Genomic DNA, 5,834 nt, shown 5'->3' with positions numbered 1-5,834 from the left:
TCGGTATCGACGACACAGACATCGGTGCCGAATTCCGCGAAGCAGGCGCCGGATACGAGGCCAACATAGCCAGCCCCCAGTATCACTGCTTTCATCGATATCCCCGGATTACAGTCTTGATGACGAAGTTTGTGATATTATTTCATTGTTTTTTGATACCCTTAAACGTATCTCAGTTGATATGTTGCCGCAATGCAAAATCTTCGTGAGGGCTTGAGCTTGGCTGGGCTGAGTCGCAGCCGTGCGAAGCCCTTCTATCTTAATTAAACTGAAATACTTTTCAGTAAATAATGATGAAAAATACCCCCTGTTGGTAGGTGTGCGTAAACTTAACGCCTCCAAAACGTGTATCGGTGGATAAAATATCAATTTTTTGGTGATAATTTAAAAATCATCGCGCGAGAAAAACCCTCGAATCTTCGCGATTTTGGAGCGTGAGCGGTAATGAGATACCCTTGCTGCTCTCCATGTCCTCCGCTCAGGGGACGAAAAATTTCCAAAAATTCACAAAGAGACCCGTCTCTGCCTCCCTACGGTGCGCGGCACTCTGTGCCGCCGCAGTCTCCGCCTGCTACCCGCGGCGCGCATGGCCGAGTGTCACGGCATCATGTCCAGGAAAAAACAGATCGCACCGGCTGGCATGGCGGCCAGGACACCGGGGCCGTCTTTTGTCCGCCCGGATGAGGCTTGGCTTTTCAATCTGCTATGCCGGCGGGAGGGGGCCATGGCGCGCCACGCCCCGGCCATCGCCCGCAGCGGTGGGGCTGCCGTGTCATGCCGGAGTCAGGGCGCGGCGGGGCGCGCGGCCGCCCTGGCCCTGCCGTGGCGCAGGGCGGAGCCCGCCCGTCCAGCCCCTCGGGAACGGGGTTGCGCGCTACGCCTCGGGCACGTTGCGGCGCAGCTCCTCCAGCCAGATGGCCGGGTTGCCGTCCGAGGGCGCGCGCCAGTCGCCACGCGGCGAGAGCGAGCCGCCCGCCACCACCTTCGGCCCGTTCGGCAGGGCGGAACGCTTGAACTGCGCGAAACCGAAGAAGCGCGCCAGGAATACTTCCAGCCAGCGGCGGATCGTCGGCAGATCGTAGGTGTGGCGGCGATCCTCGGGGAAGCCGATGGGCCAGGAGCCGCGCGCCGCATCGCCCCAGGCCATCAGCGCCAGGAAGGCGATCTTCGAGGGCCGGAAGCCATAGCGCAGCGTATAGAACAGATGGAAATCCTGCAGCGCATAGGGGCCGATTTTGGCCTCCGTGCTCTGCAGCGCCTGGCTGCCCGCCTCGGCCGGGATCAGCTCGGGCGAGATCTCGGTGTCCAGGATGGCCTGCAGCGTGGCGCCCACCGCGGCGGAGAACTGGCCGCTGCGGATCACCCAGCGGATCAGGTGCTGGATCAGCGTCTTCGGCACGCCGCCATTGACGTTGTAGTGCGACATCTGGTCGCCCACGCCATAGGTGCACCAGCCCAGCGCCAGCTCCGACAGGTCCCCGGTGCCGAGCACCATGCCGCCATGCCGGTTGGCGGCCCGGAACAGATAATCCGTGCGCAGCCCGGCCTGCACATTCTCGAAGGTCACGTCATAGACCGGCTCGCCGGCGGCGAAGGGGTGGCCGAGATCGGCCAGCATCTGCCGGGCCGCCGGGCGGATATCCAGCTCATGCGCGGTGACGCCCAGGGCCGCCATCAGCGCATGGGCATTGCCCCTGGTGCCGTCGCTGGTGCCGAAGCCGGGCATGGTATAGGCGATGATGTCGCTGCGCGGCCGGCCCATCACATCCATCGCATGGGCCGCGACGATCAGGGCCTGGGTCGAGTCCAGCCCGCCCGAGACGCCGATGATGATCTTGCCGTTGCCCGTCGCCTGGCTGCGCTGCACCAGGCCGGAGACCTGGATATTGTAGGCCTCGTAACAATCCTGGTCGAGCCGCGCCGGATCGGACGGGACGAAGGGGAAGCGCTCCAGCGCGCGCAGGAAGCCGATATCCCCCGCCGGCGGGTCGAGCCGGAAGCGCACCTCCCGGAAGGCCGTGGCATGGGCGCGGCGGTTGTCGTCGAAGGTGCCCTGGCGCGCCCGCTCCTGCCGCAGCAGGTCGAGGTCGATATCCGCCATCACCAGCTGCTCGCCCTGGGGGAAGCGGTCGCTCTCCGCCAGCACGGCCCCGTTCTCGAAGATGGAGACCTGCCCGTCCCAGGCGAGGTCCGTGGTGGATTCCCCCGCCCCGGCGGCGGCGTAGAGATAGGCGGCGAGGCCGCGCGCCGATTGCGACTGGCAGAGCAGCCGCCGCGTCTCCGCCTTGCCCACGGTGATGTTGCTGGCGGAGAGATTGGCCAGCACCGTCGCCCCCGCCAGCGCCGCCAGCGCGCTGGGCGGCACCGGCACCCAGAAATCCTCGCAGATTTCCGCGTGCACGGTCAGGCCCGGCACATCCTCGGCGGTGAAGAGCAGGTCGCCGCCGAAGGGCACCTCCTGCCCCAGCAGGCGGATGCAGCCGGTGATGCCCTGGCCGGAGGCGAAATGCCGCCGCTCATAGAATTCGCGGTAATTGGGCAGGTATTGCTTCGGCACCACGCCCAGCAGGCGCCCGCCCTGCATCGCCACGGCGCAGTTATAGACCCGCCCCTGGTGGCGCAGCGGCGCGCCCAGCAGCAGCAGCGGGCGGAGTGCCGCCGTCTCCGCCAGCAGGCCGGACAGGGCCGCCTCCACCGCGTCCAGCAGCGTGTCCTGCAACAGCAGGTCGTCGATCGCGTAGCCGGAGAGGCCCAGCTCCTGAAACACCACCAGGGCGGCGCCCTGCTCATGCGCCCGCCGCGCGGCGGCCAGCAGGGCCGCGGCATTGGCGGCGGGATGGGCGATGGCGCAGCGTGTGGTGCAGGCCGCCACCCGCGCGAAGCCGTGGCGATAGAGGGACAGGAAGCTCATGCTCGCAGCATGGGGCGGGTCCTGGCGAACGTCCAGTCAGAAGCAAAAAACTTCTTTCAGGCTGCCGCCGTCTCCCGGCACAGCGGGACGCCAGACTGCAAAAAGTTTTTTGGTTCTTTTTTTCAAAAAAGAACGTCTCTCCTCAAACCATAATCCGGCGCCAGCACCCCGCCGGCATCGCGGAAGGGCACGCCATAGAGGTCGCCGAGCGCGCCCGGCTCCAGCACGGCCTCCGGCGCCCCCGCCGCCAGCAGCCGCCCGCCCGCCAGCAGCGCCACGCGGTCGGCCACGAAGCGCGCCTCGTTGAGGTCGTGCAGCACGATCAGCACCGCCACGCCCTCCGCCGCCAGGGCGCGCAGCAGGCGCAGCAGGGCGGCGCGGTGGCCGGGGTCGAGGCTGGCGGTCGGCTCGTCCAGCAGCAGCGCGGCGGGGCCGGGCATGCCCTCCATCTGCGCCAGGGCCCGGGCGATCTGCACCCGCTGCTGCTCGCCGCCCGACAGCCGGGCATAGGGCTGCCCGGCCAGATGGGCCACCCCGGCGCGGGCCAGGGCGCGGGCCACCGCCGCGCGGTCCTGCCGCATGGCAGGGGTGCCGTGCCAGGGCAGCCGCCCCAGCGCCGCCACCTCCGCCGCGCGCAGCGGGAAGGAGAGGGCGACGCTCTGGCTCACCACCGCGCGCCGCCGGGCCAGGGCCAGCGGCGCCCAGGCCGCCAGGGCGCGGCCTTCCAGCCGGACCTCCCCGGCATCCGGCCGGTGCTCGCCGGAGAACAGCTTCAGCAGCGTCGATTTGCCGGCGCCGTTCGGCCCGGCCAGGGCCAGCACCTCGCCCGGCTGCAGCGCCAGCGAGACATCCTCGACCAGCGCGCGCCCGGCCCGGCGCAGGGTGCAGCCTTCCAGCGCGATCATGCCACCCCCCCGCGCCGCAGCAGCCACAGGAAGAAGGGCGCGCCGAGCAGCGCCGTCACCACCCCGATCGGCAGTTCCGCCGGGGCTGCGAGGCTGCGCGCGGCGAGATCGGCCAGCACCAGCAGCGCGGCGCCGAGCAGGGCGGAGAGCGGCAGCACCAGCCGGTGATCCGCCCCCCAGGCCAGCCGCACCAGATGCGGCACGACGAGGCCGACAAAGCCGATCAGCCCGGTGAAGGCCACCCCGGCGGAGACGCTGATGGCGGCCAGCAGCGTCGCCTGGCGCTTCACCCGCTCCACCTTCAGGCCGAGATGGAAGGCCCCGGCCTCGCCCAGCACCAGCGCGTTCAGCGGCCGCGCCAGCCGCAGCAGGGCCAGCGCCGGCAGCAGCACCAGCACGAGCAGCACCGGCAGCTGCGGCCAGCGCGCCCCGGCGAGGCTGCCCAGCGTCCAGAAGGTGATGTCGCGCGCCTGCCGCTCATCGGCCAGGAAGACCAGCATGCCGGTGAGCGCCCCGGCCAGGGCATTCACCGCCACGCCGGCCAGCAGCAGGGTGGCCACCGCCGTCACCCCCTCGCGCCGGGCGAGGCGGGTGATCAGCAGCGTGGCGCCAAGCCCGCCGAGGAAGGCCATCAGCGGCATCAGCCAGAGGCCGAACGCACCGCCGCCCAGCCGCAGCAGCGCGCCGCCGAAGACGATGGTGCCCACCGCCCCGAGCGCCGCCCCGGCGGAGACGCCGATCAGCCCCGGATCGGCCAGCGGATTGCGGAAGAGGCCCTGCATCACCGCCCCGGCGACGCCCAGCCCCGCCCCCACCATGGCCGCCATCAGCGCGCGCGGCAGGCGGATGACGGTGAGCACCGCCGCCTCCCGCCGCAGCGCCTCGGGCAGGGTGTGCAGGCCCAGCGCATCCCCGAGCGTGCCCCAGAGCGCGGCCGTGCTGACCGGCGCCGGGCCGAGCGACAGCCCGGCCAGCAGCGCCAGCGCCAGCGCCGCCACGCCGCAGGCCCAGGCGTTCAGGAACAGGGCCGAGAGAGGGCGCCTGTTGTTGAGAGGGGCTTCGCCCCTCTCAAACTCTCCCCACCAAAGGCCTGAGGCCTTTGGAAACCCTTTCTGATGGTGGGTGCAGGGGACCCCGTCCCCTGCTGGGGGTTGAGGGGGCAAAGCCCCCTCAAGGCCGCTGGTGCCGCGCATGGCCCTTCAGCCCCGATACCAGGGCCGTTCCGGCAGTGCCGGCAGGGCGAGGCCGGGATGCAGCAGCGCCGCCACCTCCCGCCGCGCCAGGGCGGCGCGCGGCCCGAAGCTCAGATGGCCGGCATCGACACTATGCAGCCGCCCGGCCGCCGCCGCCGGGGTCAGCGCCAAAGCGGGGCTGGCCAGCACCGCCGCCTGCCCGCCCGCCTCGTCCAGCGAATGCGGCATCATCAGCAGCACATCCGGCGCGAGGCTGGCCGCCGCCTCGGCCGAGAGCGGGCGGTAGCCCTGCACCCCGGCCATGACGTTGACGCCGCCGGCGGCGGTGATCAGCGCATCCGCATGCGTCCCCGCGCCGGAGACCAGCGGCGCCCCGCGCCCTGCGGAGAGCACGAAGAGCACGCGCGGCCTCGGGGCATGGGCGAGGGGGGCGTCCAGCGCGGCCCAGTCGGCGGCGATGGCACTGGCGAGCGGCGCCGCCGCCTGCTCCAGCGCGGCGGCGATGGCGGCGGTCTTGGCCTGCACGGCGGCCAGCCCCGCGCCATCGGCCACCACGGCCACGGGCAGGCCGGAGGCGCGCAGCACCTCCACCGCCTGCGGCGGCCCCGCCTGGTCCGACAGCAGCAGCAGGTCCGGCGCCAGCCCGATGATGCCCTCCGTCGGCAGGGCGCGCAGATAGCCCACCTGTGGCAGCGCCGTGACGGCGGGGGGGAAGAGGCTGCTGCTGTCCACCGCGACCAGGGCGCGGCCGAGGCCGAGGGCGCAGACCGTTTCTGTCAGCGCCGGGCCGATGGCGACGATGCGGCGCGGCGGGGTGGCCCGCGC

The 5,834-nt window shown here is 71.0% G+C and carries 5 protein-coding genes; all 5 read right to left on the bottom strand.

The annotated features are described in order from the left end of the window. Positions 1-95 (bottom strand): NAD-binding protein (locus NON00_RS23935; protein WP_256025303.1); only part of this gene is annotated, 95 nt, incomplete at its 3' end. Positions 96-874: 779 nt separating this feature from the next. Continuing rightward, entirely contained in the window at positions 875-2,911 is a 2,037-nt protein-coding gene (locus NON00_RS23930) for an NAD(+) synthase (RefSeq protein WP_256025302.1), read from the bottom strand. A 122-nt stretch (positions 2,912-3,033) separates the two neighbouring features. Further along, positions 3,034-3,816, bottom strand: coding sequence for a heme ABC transporter ATP-binding protein (locus tag NON00_RS23925; protein ID WP_256025301.1), 783 nt, complete (start codon positions 3,814-3,816; stop codon positions 3,034-3,036). Next, positions 3,813-4,814 (bottom strand): iron ABC transporter permease, encoded by a 1,002-nt coding sequence (locus NON00_RS23920; RefSeq protein WP_256025300.1) that lies wholly within the window; start codon positions 4,812-4,814, stop codon positions 3,813-3,815. Before NON00_RS23920 ends, NON00_RS23925 begins: the two co-directional genes overlap by 4 nt. Before the next feature lie 201 nt (positions 4,815-5,015). Continuing rightward, positions 5,016-5,834: hemin ABC transporter substrate-binding protein (locus tag NON00_RS23915; protein WP_256025299.1), on the bottom strand; the 819-nt coding region annotated here is incomplete at its 5' end.

Origin of the sequence: Roseomonas sp. GC11 (assembly GCF_024437745.1) — a bacterium.
Taxonomy (GTDB): Bacteria; Pseudomonadota; Alphaproteobacteria; order Acetobacterales; family Acetobacteraceae; genus Pseudoroseomonas.
This window is presented reverse-complemented; position numbering and strand designations above follow the sequence as displayed.